Origin of the sequence: Roseovarius albus (assembly GCF_900172335.1) — a bacterium.
Classification (GTDB): domain Bacteria; phylum Pseudomonadota; class Alphaproteobacteria; order Rhodobacterales; family Rhodobacteraceae; genus Roseovarius; species Roseovarius albus.
In genome coordinates, this window is sequence record NZ_FWFX01000006.1 from 157,647 (window position 1) to 172,585 (window position 14,939).

Annotated in this window: 14 protein-coding genes; 7 read left to right on the forward strand and 7 right to left on the reverse strand. The window is 54.4% G+C overall.

Going from position 1 to position 14,939, the window contains the following annotated elements; translation table 11 throughout:
- The first annotated feature begins 18 nt into the window (after positions 1-18).
- Positions 19-825 (forward strand): serine O-acetyltransferase, encoded by an 807-nt coding sequence (gene cysE / locus ROA7450_RS11090; protein ID WP_085805784.1) that lies wholly within the window; start codon positions 19-21, stop codon positions 823-825.
- 65 nt (positions 826-890) lie between these two features.
- Here cysE and ROA7450_RS11095 read toward each other — a convergent pair whose 3' ends face one another.
- The 5 genes from ROA7450_RS11095 to ROA7450_RS11115 form a co-directional block, all read right to left on the reverse strand.
- Complete coding sequence (locus ROA7450_RS11095; protein ID WP_085805785.1) at positions 891-1,235, reverse strand: CBU_0592 family membrane protein; 345 nt, start codon at positions 1,233-1,235, stop codon at positions 891-893.
- A gap of 197 nt (positions 1,236-1,432) precedes the next feature.
- Positions 1,433-2,692, reverse strand: a complete 1,260-nt coding sequence (locus ROA7450_RS11100; RefSeq protein WP_085805786.1) for a 2-oxo acid dehydrogenase subunit E2 — start codon at positions 2,690-2,692, stop codon at positions 1,433-1,435.
- A 12-nt stretch (positions 2,693-2,704) separates the two neighbouring features.
- A complete protein-coding gene (locus ROA7450_RS11105) occupies positions 2,705-4,075 on the reverse strand; it encodes a pyruvate dehydrogenase complex E1 component subunit beta (protein WP_085805787.1) in 1,371 nt (456 codons plus the stop codon).
- Positions 4,076-4,107: 32 nt separating this feature from the next.
- Positions 4,108-5,097, reverse strand: a complete 990-nt coding sequence (gene pdhA / locus ROA7450_RS11110; protein ID WP_085805788.1) for a pyruvate dehydrogenase (acetyl-transferring) E1 component subunit alpha — start codon at positions 5,095-5,097, stop codon at positions 4,108-4,110.
- Positions 5,098-5,222: 125 nt separating this feature from the next.
- Entirely contained in the window at positions 5,223-5,522 is a 300-nt protein-coding gene (locus ROA7450_RS11115) for an FtsB family cell division protein (protein WP_085805789.1), read from the reverse strand.
- Between the two features lie 131 nt (positions 5,523-5,653).
- Between ROA7450_RS11115 and ROA7450_RS11120 the strand changes: the two genes are divergently transcribed.
- Positions 5,654-7,270 (forward strand): acyl-CoA dehydrogenase family protein, encoded by a 1,617-nt coding sequence (locus ROA7450_RS11120; RefSeq protein ID WP_085805790.1) that lies wholly within the window; start codon positions 5,654-5,656, stop codon positions 7,268-7,270.
- A gap of 59 nt (positions 7,271-7,329) precedes the next feature.
- Here the strand turns inward: ROA7450_RS11120 and ROA7450_RS11125 are convergent, their stop codons facing one another.
- Together ROA7450_RS11125 and soxR are read right to left on the reverse strand one after the other, a co-directional pair.
- Positions 7,330-8,868 carry a trimethylamine methyltransferase family protein gene (locus tag ROA7450_RS11125; protein WP_085805791.1) on the reverse strand — a complete coding sequence of 513 codons (1,539 nt, stop codon included), beginning with the start codon at positions 8,866-8,868 and terminating at the stop codon, positions 7,330-7,332.
- 291 nt (positions 8,869-9,159) lie between these two features.
- Positions 9,160-9,630 (reverse strand): redox-sensitive transcriptional activator SoxR, encoded by a 471-nt coding sequence (gene soxR / locus ROA7450_RS11130; protein ID WP_085805792.1) that lies wholly within the window; start codon positions 9,628-9,630, stop codon positions 9,160-9,162.
- Positions 9,631-9,710: 80 nt separating this feature from the next.
- On the opposite strand from soxR, the gene ROA7450_RS11135 reads away from it, so the two are divergent.
- From ROA7450_RS11135 to ROA7450_RS11155, 5 genes are all read left to right on the forward strand, one after another.
- Positions 9,711-10,094 carry a VOC family protein gene (locus ROA7450_RS11135; RefSeq protein ID WP_085805793.1) on the forward strand — a complete coding sequence of 128 codons (384 nt, stop codon included), beginning with the start codon at positions 9,711-9,713 and terminating at the stop codon, positions 10,092-10,094.
- Between the two features lie 163 nt (positions 10,095-10,257).
- Positions 10,258-11,637, forward strand: a complete 1,380-nt coding sequence (gene cysS, locus ROA7450_RS11140) for a cysteine--tRNA ligase (RefSeq protein WP_085805794.1) — start codon at positions 10,258-10,260, stop codon at positions 11,635-11,637.
- Between the two features lie 100 nt (positions 11,638-11,737).
- A complete protein-coding gene (gene cimA, locus ROA7450_RS11145; RefSeq protein ID WP_085805957.1) occupies positions 11,738-13,348 on the forward strand; it encodes a citramalate synthase in 1,611 nt (536 codons plus the stop codon).
- Entirely contained in the window at positions 13,341-14,108 is a 768-nt protein-coding gene (locus tag ROA7450_RS11150; RefSeq protein ID WP_085805795.1) for a phytoene/squalene synthase family protein, read from the forward strand. Before cimA ends, ROA7450_RS11150 begins: the two co-directional genes overlap by 8 nt.
- A 195-nt stretch (positions 14,109-14,303) precedes the next feature.
- The gene (locus ROA7450_RS11155; RefSeq protein WP_085805796.1) at positions 14,304-14,888 is read left to right on the forward strand and encodes an HNH endonuclease; all 585 of its coding nucleotides are present in this window, start codon (positions 14,304-14,306) and stop codon (positions 14,886-14,888) included.
- Positions 14,889-14,939 lie beyond the last annotated feature (51 nt).

Below are 14,939 nucleotides of genomic sequence, written 5' to 3' on the forward strand. Positions count from 1 at the left end.
AGCCAAAGGAGCTTGCAAATGGTGAAAACACGCGCACATGTTTCAGAAGTGGATCCGGTCTGGACCCGGATCACCAAGGAAGCTGAGACCGCAATTGCTGACGAGCCGCTGCTGGGTGGTTTGGTGCATTCCAGTATTCTGCACCACAATACCATCGAATCGGCGCTGGCTTATCGAATTTCATTGAAATTGGCCTCGCCGGAGATGCCTGAGCAGATTTTGCGTGAAATCTGTGATTGGGCGCATGTCGCGGACCCTGAGATTTCGCAGGAGGCGCGCGCGGATATCGTGGCGGTGAACGATCGCGACCCGGCGTGTGATCGTTATATTCTGCCGATGCTGTACTTCAAAGGTTTTCAGGCGGTGCAGGCCTACCGTGTGGCGCATTGGCTGTGGCACAATGACCGTCAGGATATGGCGCGTTTCTTCCAGATGCGCTCGTCCGAGGTGTTCGGTGTGGATATTCATCCCGGGGCCAAAATTGGCAAGGGCATCATGATCGACCATGCACACTCGATTGTGATCGGTGAAACGGCTGTGGTTGGCGATAACGTATCGATGCTGCATTCGGTCACACTGGGCGGGACCGGTAAGGAAGAAGAAGATCGCCACCCCAAAATTGGCAGCGGTGTTCTGATTGGGGCCGGGGCCAAGGTGCTGGGCAATATAAAGGTGGGCAACTGCTCGCGTATCGCGGCGGGGTCGGTCGTGCTGCAAGAAGTGCCGCCCTGCAAAACTGTTGCAGGTGTACCTGCCAAAATCGTTGGCGAGGCGGGATGCGATCAGCCGTCGATTGAGATGGATCAGTTGTTGGGTGTACGCTGAGCATCAGATTTATGAGATGTGGAGACTTGAACGCCGCCCTGAAGCAGGGTGGCGATTCGTGTGTTTCAGGCCGCTCGATCAAAATGTTCAGTTTTTCGGCTTTGAATTACTGGGTTTTCGGGACGCTTCGGCGATTTCTTCCTGCCTGAAAGGCGAACGAAAATACCTCCAAGAGACATAACAATGTAAAATAGTTGAATGAGGGCGGCACTCAGATTGAATTCGACTAGGAGCGAGATCATCACACAACTTGAGGCAATAAAAACAAGCATGGAATAGGCGGGGGTACTGCTATTGAGCCGCCCCGAGCAAAGGCTGAAAAAGCCAATAACATAAATCGAAAAACCCAGCAGGCCGACTGCGCGGCACAAGACGACAGTATCGATGGTTTCAAATGAGATTGAGGGCATGTGATTACCTAAATTTAATTTAATTCAGTGCTAAAATGCGACGGCCGGAGATAAATTTTTGATCTAAGGATAGTTAAAAAGGCGCAATGCGGCGTGAGGCGTAGCGTAATTTTGCGTTAAGAAATCGGGAAAAAATTCAAGACATACAAAAAGGCCGCTGACTGACAGCGGCCTTTCCTTTGATCCTGTTGTAGCGTTTAGGCCAGCATGACCATCGGGTTTTCGAGGTTGTCGACGATGGCTTGCAGCAGTTCCGCGCCCAAGGCGCCGTCGATCACACGGTGATCCACGGAGAGCGTGCAAGACATCACGGTCGCTACGGTCAATTCACCATCATCACCAACGACGGGCTGCTTCTTGCCTGCACCCACGGCGAGGATTGCCCCGTGTGGTGGGTTGATGACCGCATCAAAGTTGTCGATACCAAACATGCCGAGGTTGGAGATGGCAAAGCTGCCGCCTTGATACTCGTGTGGCGCAAGTTTGCGATCACGAGCGCGCGCCGCGAGATCTTTCATCTCGGCTGAGAGAGCCGAGAGCGATTTCATCTCGGCATCTTTCAACACGGGCGTGAACAACCCACCCTCGATGGCAACTGCAACGGCGACATCAGAAGGTTTCAGCTTAAGCATGCGATCACCGGCCCATACCGCATTGGCGTTGGGCACGGATTGCAGCGCCAGTGCTGAAGCTTTGATGATGAAGTCATTAACGCTGAGTTTGACACCGCGACCTTCGAGTTGCTTGTTGAGCTGGCTGCGGAACTTGAGCAGGGCGTCCAGTTTGATGTCGCGCCGCAGATAGAAATGCGGGATCGACTGTTTGGCCTCGGTCAAGCGTGCGGCAATGGTTTTGCGCATGCCGTCGAGAGAAACCTCTTCGTATTCGCGACCCTCGTACATGGCGACGACCTGAGACGTCGATGGGCCAGCGGAAACTGCAGCCGCGGCCGGAGCCGCTGAAGGTGTAGCCGGGGCTGAAGCCGCTGGTGCAGCAGTGGGCGCTGCGCCCGGTTGTGCTGCTTCAACGTCAGCTTTGACGATGCGCCCATGCGGGCCAGAGCCTGATAGCTGGTTGAGGTCCAGGCCCTTATGCGCCGCGATCCGACGCGCCAGAGGCGAGGCGAAGATGCGTGCGCCGTCGGCGGCGACCGGCGCAGGGGGGGCGGCCTCGGGTGCGGCTGCAGGTGTTGCACTGATATCATCAGCGCTTTCGCCGTCTTCCAGCAGAACAGCGATGACGGTGTTGACCTTCACGCCTTCGGAGCCTTCCGCGACCAGGATTTTGCCGATTGTGCCTTCATCAACGGCTTCGAATTCCATCGTGGCCTTGTCTGTTTCAATTTCGGCCAGCAAATCGCCAGAGCTGACAGTATCACCCTCGTTAACCAGCCATTTGGCCAATGTGCCCTCTTCCATGGTGGGGGACAGGGCGGGCATCAGAATTTCTGTGGGCATCGCTCTTTCTCCTTACCGGTAGGTGACTTGTTTGACGGCATCGATAACTTCGACCGTGGATGTGAGCGCCATTTTTTCAAGGTTGGCTGCATAGGGCATCGGAACATCCTTGCCGGTACAGTTGATCACCGGGGCGTCGAGATAATCAAACGCGCGTTCCATGATTGTGGCGCTCAAATGATTGCCGATGGAGGCGACAGGCCAGCCTTCTTCAACAGTGACGCAGCGGTTGGTTTTCATCACCGAGGCAATCACAGTGTCATAGTCTATTGGGCGCAATGTGCGTAGATCGATGACTTCGGCGCTGATGCCGTCTTCGGCCAATTTCTCGGCGGCGTCGAGTGCGTATGTCATGCCAATGCCGAAGGTCACGATTGTGACGTCAGTGCCGGCGCGTGCAACGCGGGCCTTGCCCAGAGGGATAGTGAAATCGTCGATCTTGGGCACTTCAAAACTGCGACCATAGAGGATTTCGTTTTCCAGAAACACCACCGGGTTGGGGTCGCGAATGGCCGATTTCAGCAGGCCCTTAGCGTCAGCCGCTGAATAGGGTTGAACAACCTTGAGGCCCGGCACCTGCGCGTACCATGCGGCATAGTCTTGGCTGTGTTGTGCGCCCACGCGCGCGGCGGCACCGTTGGGGCCGCGGAACACGATGGAACATCCCAACTGCCCACCGGACATGTAGTTGGTTTTACCGGCTGAGTTGATGATCTGGTCAATCGCTTGCATGGCGAAGTTCCAGGTCATGAATTCGACGATGGGTTTCAACCCACCCCAAGCGGCGCCAACGCCGATCCCGGCAAAGCCGTGTTCGGTGATCGGCGTATCGATTACGCGTTTTGCGCCAAATTCATCAAGCAGGCCTTGGGTGATTTTGTATGCGCCTTGGTATTCGGCGACTTCTTCGCCCATGACAAAGACACTGTCGTCGCTGCGCATTTCCTCGGCCATGGCGGCGTTGAGCGCTTCGCGCACGGTCATGTTCTGCATTTCAGTGCCTTCAGGCCAGTCGGGGCTGGTGTCCGGGGCAGGGGCCGCAGGTGCGGCAGAGGCTGTTGCTGGGGCTGCTGCAGCGGGTGCCGGTGCATCTGCTGCGGGTGCTGCCGCCGGAGCACTGGCGATGTCGTCGGCGCTTTCGCCTTCTTCCAGCAGTACAGCGATCGCAGTGTTGACTTTCACTCCTTCAGAGCCCTCGGCGATGAGGATCTTGCCAATCGTGCCTTCATCCACGGCCTCGAATTCCATCGTGGCCTTGTCAGTTTCAATTTCGGCGAGAATATCGCCGCTTTTCACTTCGTCGCCTTCTTTGACCAGCCATTTGGCCAATGTGCCCTCTTCCATGGTGGGCGACAGGGCGGGCATCAAAATTTCGGTTGCCATTTCTTGTTCTCCTGCAATCTCTGTCGGCCGGTTCAGGCGTAGATGTCTGTCCAAAGCTCTTCTGGAGCCGGTTCCGGGCTGATCTTGGCAAAGTCTGCCGAGGCGTTGACGATGGTCTTGATCTCTTTGTCGATCGCCTTGAGGTCATCCTCGGTCGCGTGTTTGCCATCTAGCAACAGATCGCGAACATGTTCGATCGCGTCTTTTTCTTCACGCACTTTCTGAACCTCTTCACGCGTCCGGTATTTGGCGGGGTCAGACATCGAGTGACCGCGGTAGCGGTAGGTCTTGATTTCAAGAATATAAGGACCTTTGCCTGCGCGGCAGTGGGCTACAGCCTTTTCGCCGGCTTCTTTGACGGCCAGAACATCCATGCCATCCACTGCCTCGCCAGGAATGCCAAAAGCTTGACCGCGAGTATAAATGTCGGGGGAAGAGGTGGAGCGTTTCTGCGAGGTGCCCATGGCGTATTGGTTGTTTTCAATCACGAAAATCACCGGCAGTTCCCATAGGGCGGCCATATTAAAGGTCTCGTAAACCTGACCTTGGTTGGCAGCACCATCCCCAAAATAGGTGAAGGTGACGTTGTCATTGCCTTTGTATTTGTCTGAGAAGGCCAGACCCGCACCCAAAGGTACGTTGGCGCCAACGATGCCGTGGCCGCCGTAGAAATGCTTTTCTCGGCTGAACATGTGCATCGAGCCACCTTTGCCGCGCGAATAGCCACCTTCGCGGCCCGTCAGTTCGGCCATGACGCCGTTAGCGTCCATGCCACAGGCCAGCATATGGCCGTGGTCGCGATAGGTTGTAATGCGTTTGTCGCCCTCTTTGGTCGAAGCCTCCAAGCCGACTACAACGGCCTCTTGTCCGATGTACAGGTGACAAAAGCCGCCGATCAGGCCCATTCCATAGAGTTGGCCTGCCTTTTCTTCGAATCGACGGATCAAGAGCATATCGCGATAGAACTGTGTCAGCTCCTCTGCGGAAGTATTTGATTTTTTGGATGATTTCCGGGTGGCCATGCGTTCGGGTCTCCCAATTTTGATAAATAGTTTAGCCTTAAACTACTTAATATAACATTTTGCCTGTAGTTGCGAGGGGGAAATGCCGCCGCGGCAGGTCAGTGTCGTTAAATTGAAGAGAGGGGTCAGCGAATGACGATCTCGTCCGCGCGTAGCAGGCCAAGCACATCACGGGCCTGTTGATCCAGAAGGTCCAAATCCAGATAGGAATCGGACAGGCGTTTGGTCAGATTTTCCATTGTGGCAATCTCAGTATCGAGCTGATCAAGTTGTGCCTGCAAGGCACGGCGTTCCGCATCAATTTCCGCACGGCGAAACACGCCATAATCGCCTTGCACGGCGGCAAAGGTGAAGTAGGCGCCGAGCCCAAAAGCAATCAGAAAGAATGTCAGTACGCCAAAGGCGGGCCGCTTGTAGAGTGCCATTATGTTTCTGCCTCAAAACCCGCCTCTGCGTGCGGTGTTCGTCCACAATGACACAGGTGATTCGCGATGTGAATCCCCCTTTTGCCGAAAAACGCATTGCGGGCTAATCTTTGTTAATAGGAGAGTCTTTCATGTCACAGCTGCCGCCACGATCGGAACTGGGAACTCATGAGGTAGGAAATCAGCCGCCTGAGCTTGGGGATATAGGCCTCTGGACGTCTGATCCAGCGTTGCAATGTTATGCAGCGATGGCAGAGGCAGATCAGGTGCATTTGTCAAAACACGGCAAATCACTGGGTACCGCGGAGATCCGCGAGGTTGGACGGGCAGCCAACCAGCACACACCGGAACTGGTGCTGTTCGACGCGGCGGGGCGGCGGTTGGATGAGGTTAAATATCATCCGGCCTATCATCAGATGATGAAGCTGGGGTTGGAAGGCGGGTATTCAGGTATCGCCTGGGAAGGGCGTGCGAGTGGCCATGCCACTCATGCGGCGATGGTTTATCTGCACAGTCAGGTCGAGCCGGGCAGTTGCTGTCCGATGACGATGACTTACGCCGCAATCCCAGCCCTGCGCGCGGACCAGCGGCTCTATGATCAATGGGCACCAAAACTCTCATCATGGGCCTATGATCGCTCCATCAAACATGTAGGTGGTAAGCACGCAGCCACTTTGGGCATGGCGATGACTGAAAAGCAGGGCGGCTCTGACGTGCGCCAATGTACAACGCAAGCGGTGCGAGACGGAGAGGCTTATCGTTTGCGTGGGCATAAGTGGTTTTGTTCTGCGCCGATGTCTGATGGGTTCCTGACACTGGCGCAGGCACCGGAGGGGCTGACATGCTTTTTGGTGCCGCGTTGGTTGGACGAGGAACGCAATTCGATTCAACTACAGCGACTTAAGGATAAGCTTGGCAATCGGTCAAATGCCTCGGCTGAGATTGAATATTCAAATGCCTTGGCCTATCGGCTTGGCGATGAAGGGGAAGGCATTCGCACAATCATTGAGATGGTGCATCATACCCGACTGGACACGGCGTTGGCACCTGCAGGTTTGATGCGGGCAGCGCTGGTTCAGGCGAAACATTGGGCATCACATCGGAGTGTCTTTCAGAAACAGTTGATTGATCAGCCTCTGTTGCAGGCTGTTTTGGCCGATTTGACGCTTGAATGGGAAGGGGCACTGGCGCTCGGGCTCTACGTGGCCAGAACTTTTGATGGAGTGTCCAAGGAGGAGCATGCCTTGTCCCGGATCGCCGTGGCCTTGGCAAAATTCCTGAACAACAAGATCTGCCCCACGGTGGTGTATGAAGTGATGGAGGTGTTGGGTGGCATTGGATATGTCGAGGAGTCCGGATTGCCGCTTTTGTATCGCGAAGCGCCATTAAACTCGATCTGGGAAGGATCGGGGAACGTCATCTGTCTGGACATTCTGCGAACCTTGCAGCGTACGCCATTGGCGGGTGAAATGCTAAAATCTGAGTTGTTGAAAGCAACAGGTGTGAACCGTACTTTTGACATAGCACTGACAAGGCATCAGGAGCGGTTTGATATCGTGCCAGAGGAGGTCGAGGCCCGGTGGTTTGTGGAAGATCTGGCGAGACTTCTAACAGCGTCTGTGTTGATCCGACATGCGCCACCGGAAGTATCAGATACGTACGTGTCTACGCGTTTGCCAGAAATTCGCAGACAGGTTTACGGTGCGATTCCGGCCGGGAATCACAAAGGTATCTTGGCCAGGATTTGAAACAAGGCTAAATAGAAACGGCGCCACAATGGGCGCCGAATCCATTTATTAACAGGTGTTTACGCGGGAAGGTAAATGTTGAATTTTTCGCGAATTTGTGCATCCAGCATTGGATCAAACCGTGCCGCTGAACGGGTGGCAAGAATTTCTTCTTTGCGCGCGATTGCCTTCTCAATCAGGTCTGGCTTGCCTATCTCCGCCCACTCCTTGGGGGATGTTCGGTCACCAAGTGTGGGGTACACATAGTCCACCTGCATGCGGGCAAGGGTCTGGTCTGTGCCCAGATAGTGGCCGGGTCCACCGATGCAGACTTCACGGATTTGATCCAATGCCAAGGTTTCGTCGTTCACTTCGATACCACGGATGCAGCGCATGGCATGGCCAATCAGATCATCACCAAGGATGAGGGATTCATGGCAGAAGCCAAGCAAAGACGCATGCATGCCAGCAGCCTCATACACCATGTTCAGACCTGACAGACCCGCCATAACGTTCGAACACATCATCTCGTATCCGGCTTGCATGTCCGGCAGCTTGGCATCAGAGATACCACCAACAGCGCCGCCGGGCAGGCCGTAGAATTGATGCATTTGTGCGCAAGCGGAGCTAAGCAAGGCTTGTTCGGCCGATGCCCCGGTCATGGCACCGGTGCGCAGGTCAAGACCAAAGGGCCAAGTTCCAAAGATCGCAGGGTGGCCCGGCGAAACAGCATTGACATAGACCAGACCGCCCAGCACCTCCGCCGTCGCCTGAACAACAGCACCAGCGATCGTGGATGGTGTTGTAGCACCAGCCATACCCGCCGATAGCAAGAGCACCGGCATTCCGCCACGAATGCACTCTTCCATCACTTCGCAGGATTCAGTTGCGAACTTCATCGGCGGAACAACGAAGCAATTCGAGTTCGCGACAAAGGGACGTTCGCGCCACTTATCTTCACCACCAGCGATCATGTGCAACATTTCCAGCGCACTTTTGACGTAGCTGGGATCGGTGAACGATGTGCCGATGTGCTTAGTAGTGCCTGACACGCTTCCGTAGATCGTGTTGAGGTCCATTTCTAGGTTATCTTCGATATCTCGGCACACCACTGGGCGCTGAACGAAATGAATGTTGTCTAGAACATCAGAGATTCTGCAGGCGTCGTGCAGGTCTTGTAAAGTGCTGTGGTGGTATTCTTTGCCTTCGATATCAACCATGCTCACGGCAGCACCGGCTGTCCCATAGTGAACACGCGTACCAGAGAGGTCCAGATCATTTTTGCCATCCCGGCTATACAGAGTGATCTGCTTGTTTGATTTCGCGATCGCATCTTCGACAACAGCGCGAGGAAAGCGAATACGCCCATCGTCTCCCAAGATTGCGCCAGCATCAGTCAGATATTTGACACCACTTTCTGGGGCATCGGCAAGACCGATGGTTTCCAGAGCTTCAAGTGCAGCATTGTGAATTTTTTCGATTTGGTCCTGAGTGAGCGCTTTGTATCGACCACCTTCCAAACCGGGGCGAATAGGGCGCATTTCATCTGAAAGAGGTGCCGCACGGCTAGCACGACGGGCGGAGCGACCGCCAGAGCGGCGGGAAGAAGATGCATTCATGATTTGGTATCCTAGAAAAGAGTAATTTTGATTTGATACTTATTGGCTCAAACCAAAGACGGTCTTCCACGCGCAGCACGCCCACGGGTCGCGCCGATCGTATAGATCACCAATGCAATCTTGCATTTTGGTTTCATTGTCAGTTTCTCCCTACGTGATGAGAGGGAATGCACCATCTAGCACAACCGATCTATTCAAATAACGACGTTTGTCGCAAACAGGCAATGAAAAAGTGATATTTATTTTCATTTCAACTTGCCATGACTGATTAAATTGCGCGGTTTCTCGCGCCTAATCGAGCTCGACAGGATCGCCCATCAGATAGCGCGGACCCTTGCCACGCTTTGCGGCACGGTCGCGTGGATTATACAAAGCGCAGCTTTGAAGCGACAAGCAACCGCAACCAATGCAACCATCTAGGCGCGCGCGCAGGGACTGCATCTGTTCGATCCTTTCATCCAGAATGCAGCCGAATTTTTTAGAGATTCGGTTCCAATCCCCTTTATTCGGAGTGCGGTGATCGGGCAGGGTGGCAAGCGCCGCTCGGATCTCGGCGATAGAGAAGCCAAGGCCCTGTGAAATCATTACAAAGGACAGCCGCCTGATATCCGCCCGGGCGTAGCGGCGGTGGCCAGAGACATTGCGGTCTGGGGTGACCAATCCTTCATCTTCGTAATAGCGAATGGCGGACGTGGGCAGGCCCGTGCGCTCGGATACAAAGCCGATGCTTAACCCGCGATTGGCTAACCTGTTGGTTGGCATGAAAATTATCCATATTGATTTAAGGTATACTTGAGAAATTACAATGAAACTCAAGAGGAATCAAATTGAAAGGAATTGGGATGAAACTCGAGCATCTGAATGTCACAGTCACAGCCCCGCAGGAAATCGCGGCAATCTTATGCGATCTGTTTGACTGGCATGTCCGCTGGGAAGGGACGGCCAAAGACAACGGTTACACCGTTCATGTTGGAGATGAGGATAGTTATCTGGCGCTTTACAAACCGGGTAAGCCCCTAACCCCAATGGGCAATACTTACGAACAGATTGCGGGCCTGAATCACGTCGGCGTTGTGGTGGATGATATTAAGGTTGTCGAGCGCAAGGTTGAAGCCGCTGGATATACCCCGCACAGCCACGGCGATTATGAACCTGGGCTGAGGTTCTACTTTGATGGCCCGGACGGTATCGAATTCGAAGTGGTGAGTTACAACCAAGCTGCTTGACCACAGTGGGGCGGCCCCCTATGGTCGCCCCTATGAAGACTGCAACCATCATTATCTGCTGCATTATTACCTGCTGAGAGCACTCTGCGGGTCGTCTTCTATTCCATCCTTGAAGGTAAGTTGATAAGCCCGCTGCGGGAACACTGCGCGCCACGAGGGACTTATGACCGAGATCAAGCTGCACAATAACAAGACACGCCGGAAAGAGGTGTTTGAACCCATCGATCGTGACAACGTGCGCATGTATGTCTGCGGGCCAACAGTCTATGACCGTGCGCATCTGGGCAATGCCCGCCCTGTCGTGGTGTTTGACGTGCTCTATCGCCTGCTGCGCCATGTGTATGGGGCAGACAAAGTGACCTATGCGCGCAACTTCACGGATGTAGAAGACAAGATCAACGTTCGCGCCGCTGAAACCGGTCGTAAGATCAGTGACATTACCAACGAGACCATTCAGTGGTTTTTGGATGATATGGGATCGCTTGGCGCGATGGAGCCCAACCTGATGCCACGCGCCACCGATTATATCCCACAGATGGTGACAATGATTGCGGGGCTGATCGAAAAGGGGCACGCGTATGCTGCTGAAGGTCATGTGCTCTTTGCCGTGGACAGCTACAAAGCCTATGGCGCGCTGTCGGGCCGCTCAGTCGATGATATGATCGCGGGGGCCCGAGTTGAGGTTGCGCCCTATAAGAAAAACCCGATGGATTTTGTTCTGTGGAAACCCTCAGACGAAACCCAGCCAGGCTGGGAAAGCCCGTGGAGCTGGGGCCGTCCGGGTTGGCACATCGAATGCTCGGCCATGGCGGATGACCTGTTGGGCAAAAGCTTTGATATCCACGGCGGCGGCAACGACCTGCAATTCCCGCACCACGAAAATGAGATCGCGCAAAGCTGCTGCGCCAATCCGGGGTCAGATTTTGCCCGCGTCTGGATGCACAATGAGATGCTGCAAGTCGAAGGCAAGAAGATGTCCAAATCGCTGGGTAACTTCTTTACCGTCCGCGATTTGTTGGATCAGGGAATACCCGGCGAAGTGATCCGCTTTGTATTTCTGTCGACGCATTACCGCAAGCCGATGGACTGGACAGCAGAGAAGGCGCGAGAGGCAGAGAAGACGCTGCGCAAGTGGTATGCGATCTCGGAAGATGCCGGAGTGGCACCTGAAGAAAAAGAAGCCGATCCAGAGTTGATCAGTGCGCTAGCTGATGACTTGAACACGCCTCGCGCGATAACCGCATGCCATCGTCTCGCAAATGCGGATGATGCAAATCAACTGCGTAAGAACATGGATATGCTGGGTTTTTACGAGCAGGGGTTGCCGGAATGGGTAAATTTGGGCCAACAGGACTTGTCGCATTTAGAAACCGAGTTGTTTAACCTTCGCGAAACGGCAAAAGCGACAAAAGATTTCTCCGCTGTGGATCAGATGAAATCGTCTTTGATCGGAGCAGGTCTCGAGGTTCAAATGACTAAAGAGAGTGTGAAGTTGGTGCCCGGCATCGATTTTGATGCTTCCAAACTGGAGGCTTTGAAATGAATGCGCCATCGCAATTGAGCACAGCATCCGACCGCGGGCGGAAGCAAAGCGCCCGCACGTCAAACCTTTGGTTTGCCTTTTGCAAAACGGGGTGTCCCCTGTGACCAAAGAACGCCTCTATCTCTATGACACCACCCTCCGCGATGGGCAGCAAACGCAGGGCGTGCAATTCTCGACTGTTGAAAAACAGACCATCGCACAGACGCTTGATGAACTGGGCATCGACTATATCGAAGGCGGCTGGCCCGGTGCCAACCCGACCGACAGCGCGTTTTTTGACGCAGCCCCCAAGACTCGCGCCACAATGACCGCCTTTGGTATGACCAAACGCGCAGGTATGAGCGCGGAAAACGATGATGTTTTGGCAGCGGTGATGAATGCGGGCACAGGTGCGGTTTGCCTCGTAGGCAAAACCCATGAGTTCCATGTCACTACGGCCCTCGGTATCACGCTTGACGAAAACCGCGACAACATCGCCAAATCCATCTCACATATTGTGAAGAATGGCCGCGAGGCGCTGTTTGATGCCGAGCATTTCTTTGATGGTTTCAAATCCAACCCCGAATATGCGTTGAGCTGCCTGAAAGCTGCGCTCGACGCTGGTGCACGTTGGGTGGTGTTGTGCGATACCAATGGCGGCACCTTGCCCTATGATGTCTACCGCATCACCGCAGAGGTGGTCGCCGCTGGTATTCCGGGGGATCAACTGGGTATTCATACCCATAATGACACCGAAAATGCGGTGGCTGGCAGTCTGGCCGCTGTTGATGCCGGTGCGCGGCAGGTGCAGGGGACGTTGAACGGGTTGGGCGAGCGTTGTGGCAATGCCAACCTGATCGCGATTATCCCCACATTGCTGTTGAAAGAGCCCTATGCCAGCACGCTTGAAACGGGGATCTGCGCTGAAGCGTTGAAATCCCTGACTATGGCCAGCCGACAACTGGATGAAATCCTCAACCGCGTGCCGACCAAGCAGGCGGCTTACGTCGGGGCGTCCGCCTTTGCGCATAAGGCCGGGCTGCACGCCTCTGCGATCCTCAAGGACCCTACCACTTACGAACATATACCGCCGGAAGCTATTGGAAATACACGCATTATTCCGATGTCAAATCAGGCGGGGCTATCCAACCTGCGCCGTCGACTGGCCGAGGCCGGTCTAGATGTGCAACGGGATGATCCGGCCTTATCTCGTATTCTCGCCGAGATCAAAGATCGCGAAGACCACGGTTATACCTATGACAGCGCTCAAGCGAGTTTTGAACTTCTGGCGCGGCGCGAACTGGGGTTGTTGCCCGAGTTTTTCGAGGTCAAGCGCTACAAGGTGACGGTGGAGCGGCGCAAAAACAAGTATGACAAAATGGCTTCGTTATCTGAGGCCGTTGTTGTCGTTAAGGTCGACGGTGAAAAGAAGCTTTCTGTCAGCGAATCCATGGATGGCCATGGGTCTGACCGTGGCCCGGTGAATGCATTGGCGAAAGCCTTGGCAAAGGATCTGGGACCCTTTCAGGATGCCATTGATGATATGCGTCTGGTCGATTTCAAAGTGCGCATCACTCAGGGCGGAACTGAGGCGGTGACTCGCGTCATCATCGATAGCGAAGATGGCAAGGGACGGCGTTGGTCGACCGTGGGCGTCAGTCCAAACATCGTTGATGCGTCTTTCGAGGCGCTGCTGGATGCCATAAACTGGAAGCTCTTGCGTGATGCGTGAAGATATTGCGGCCTGTGCCGCCATTGTGGAAAAGGGCGACCCCGATCGTTTTAGGGCCACAATGGCGGCACCGGTCGCACTGCGCGACAAGCTGTTTCCGCTATACGCATTCAACGTCGAAGTGGCCCGCGCGCCATGGCTGACCGAAGAGCCGATGATTGCCGAAATGCGCCTTCAATGGTGGCGCGATGCGTTGGAGGAAATCCGCGCAGGCGGGCCGGTGCGGCGTCATGAGGTGACAACACCTTTGGCAGAAGTGATCGATGCTGAAGGGGTCAATCTTTTAGATCAACTCATCGCAGCAAGGCGTTGGGATATATATAAAGAACCATTTGAGGATACGGCGCACTTTCAGTCGTACCTGAAAGATGCCGCCGGAAATTTGCTTGCCGTCGCGTTGCGGTCCACTGGTACGCAGTGTGACACACTTGCCCGGGAATTTGGCTATGCGCAGGGGGTGGCAAACTGGTTGCGTGCGGTGCCGAATTTAGAGGCCGCAGGTCGTATTCCATTGGTCGATGGGCGCCCTGAGACGGTGGGAAAACTGGCGCATGAGGGATTGCAATTCTTGCACGCCGCGCGCGCGAACAAATCTTCGATTCCGAAACAAAGTCAGCCTGCGCTTTTACCCCTTTGGCAGACATCTGGAGTGCTGAAACGGGCTGCCAGATCACCCGCGAAAGTTGGCCTTGGTCAGTTAGAAGTTTCACCTTTTCGGCAAAACCTTGGATTGCTGAAGGCGACTGTTTTCGGAATCTAAACGTTCTATGTTTAACCATAGGCTGTGGATAACTGTCACATTGCCGTAATGGAATCGCGGTATTCCGGTTTTGATCCTGCAATATGTGGGGGTTGTCAGATGGCAACCACGATATATAGTGGAGGATAACAAGGGGCGGGTTGTCCCGCTCTGGAACCGCGATAACGGTCAACCGGGCAGGAGTGATTGAAAGGTATGGCAGAGGATTTTAGAGCAGAGTTTGTCAGAGAACCGGCGGCGTTGAAGCAGCATCCGGCACTGGTGCTAAATGCGGATTACCGACCCTTGTCCTACTACCCGTTATCGCTGTGGTGTTGGCAAGATGCGATCAAAGCAGCCTATCTGGAACGTGTTGATATCGTTGCGGAATATGAAGAAACGGTCCGAAGTCCCAGTACTGAGATACGCATTCCCAGTGTGATCGTTTTGAAAGACTATGTAAAACCTCAAAAGCGCGTGGCCTTCACGCGCTTTAATTTATTTTTGAGGGACGAATTTCAGTGCCAGTATTGCGGGACGACAGGGGATCTGACGTTTGATCACGTGGTTCCGCGTGCTGTAGGTGGGGTAACCAGTTGGGAAAACGTGGTTGCGGCCTGTAGCCCATGCAATTTACGTAAAGGTTCCAAGAGCTTACATCAGGCACACATGTCACTGCGTAAGCCGCCCAGGGCACCGGCTGCGGAGCAGTTGCGCAATACCGGTCGGAAATTCCCCCCCAATCACCTGCACGACAGTTGGCTGGATTTCCTGTATTGGGATGCGGAGTTGGAAGCCTGATTTACGTACAGGTTGTACAGGTTGTACGCGGGTTTTGTACAAAAGCCTTTT

Coding starts and splice junctions, on each gene's coding strand:
- cysE (WP_085805784.1), top strand. CDS start 19: ATGGTGAAAACACGCGCACATGTTTCAGAAGTGGATCCGGTCTGGACC.
- ROA7450_RS11095 (WP_085805785.1), bottom strand. CDS start 1,235: ATGCCCTCAATCTCATTTGAAACCATCGATACTGTCGTCTTGTGCCGC.
- ROA7450_RS11100 (WP_085805786.1), bottom strand. CDS start 2,692: ATGCCCACAGAAATTCTGATGCCCGCCCTGTCCCCCACCATGGAAGAG.
- ROA7450_RS11105 (WP_085805787.1), bottom strand. CDS start 4,075: ATGGCAACCGAAATTTTGATGCCCGCCCTGTCGCCCACCATGGAAGAG.
- pdhA (WP_085805788.1), bottom strand. CDS start 5,097: ATGGCCACCCGGAAATCATCCAAAAAATCAAATACTTCCGCAGAGGAG.
- ROA7450_RS11115 (WP_085805789.1), bottom strand. CDS start 5,522: ATGGCACTCTACAAGCGGCCCGCCTTTGGCGTACTGACATTCTTTCTG.
- ROA7450_RS11120 (WP_085805790.1), top strand. CDS start 5,654: ATGTCACAGCTGCCGCCACGATCGGAACTGGGAACTCATGAGGTAGGA.
- ROA7450_RS11125 (WP_085805791.1), bottom strand. CDS start 8,868: ATGAATGCATCTTCTTCCCGCCGCTCTGGCGGTCGCTCCGCCCGTCGT.
- soxR (WP_085805792.1), bottom strand. CDS start 9,630: ATGCCAACCAACAGGTTAGCCAATCGCGGGTTAAGCATCGGCTTTGTA.
- ROA7450_RS11135 (WP_085805793.1), top strand. CDS start 9,711: ATGAAACTCGAGCATCTGAATGTCACAGTCACAGCCCCGCAGGAAATC.
- cysS (WP_085805794.1), top strand. CDS start 10,258: ATGACCGAGATCAAGCTGCACAATAACAAGACACGCCGGAAAGAGGTG.
- ROA7450_RS11150 (WP_085805795.1), top strand. CDS start 13,341: ATGCGTGAAGATATTGCGGCCTGTGCCGCCATTGTGGAAAAGGGCGAC.
- ROA7450_RS11155 (WP_085805796.1), top strand. CDS start 14,304: ATGGCAGAGGATTTTAGAGCAGAGTTTGTCAGAGAACCGGCGGCGTTG.